Below are 919 nucleotides of genomic sequence, written 5' to 3'. Positions count from 1 at the left end.
AAAGTCTTCCCCGTTCCACATGCCATAATGAGTTTGCCACGGTCTGCTTCTTGTAAACCTTCACAGACTTTCTTGATGGCTTCTTCTTGATGGGGACGAGGCTCTTTTGTTGATTTCAGAAGAACTTCTTGTTTTGTTGCAAATATTTGCCAATCTATCCGACTGTTTTCCATATGACGAAGGTCAATACGATAAACGGGTATCGCTTGTCCTTTAATCATGGCATTCACATTGTCACTTAATTCTACTTGCGTGCTATCAACGAGAAGACGATATTTAAAGATGTCTTTTCCAGATGCCGCGATAAAGCTATCAATATCCTTTTTACTGATCTGATGGTCTGCTTGATAAAACTTACATTGAATAGCCACATAGCCCTCTTGATGACGAAGCTTGGCAACCAGATCAATGCCGATATCATTTTTATTCCAATCTTCACGTTCTTTTGCCCATTCATAATAGGTTTCTACCTTTTCGTAGCGCCCATAATGAAGAGGGTCTTTCGTCAAGTAAGCTATGACAAGGTTTTCAAACAAGGTTCCTAATTCACGAAGTGATTTAGCTTGTTGACGATAATATTCCAACAGAGAGCGTAAAGTGACATGTTCATTATCAGACTTAATAGATTGCAGCATATTGTAATAAAAATCCCTTGCCTTATGAGATGATCAATAATCATCAAAAGAATCAAAACGAATTCAATCAAATTGACTTAAAGCAAATAACGATAAAAATGGGAAAAATTGATAAAAAAAGCCGATATTTTTTCAAAAGGAGTTTTAAAGGTTGCTTATCAACAGTCCATGACATGGAATAAGATCAGCAAAGTAGTGAAATTTGTTATTCATTTCACGGATTAATCAAAATAAATGTACTATGTACTTTAAAATATCAGAATGAGTAATTTGATAGGTTTTAT

The 919-nt window shown here is 35.3% G+C and carries 1 protein-coding gene; it reads right to left on the bottom strand.

Going from position 1 to position 919, the window contains the following annotated elements; all coding sequences use genetic code 11:
- Positions 1 to 635, bottom strand: a 635-nt coding sequence (locus ACFIMW_RS09385; protein WP_375608908.1) for a DEAD/DEAH box helicase family protein, incomplete at its 3' end; no start/stop codon positions are given.
- Between the last annotated feature and the right edge of the window lie 284 nt (positions 636 to 919).

It is taken from the genome of Bartonella sp. AC329YNZD (genome assembly GCF_042196685.1).
Taxonomy (GTDB): domain Bacteria; phylum Pseudomonadota; class Alphaproteobacteria; order Rhizobiales; family Rhizobiaceae; genus Bartonella.
Note: the sequence above shows the minus strand (reverse complement) of the source record. Positions and strands in the feature narration are given on the sequence as shown.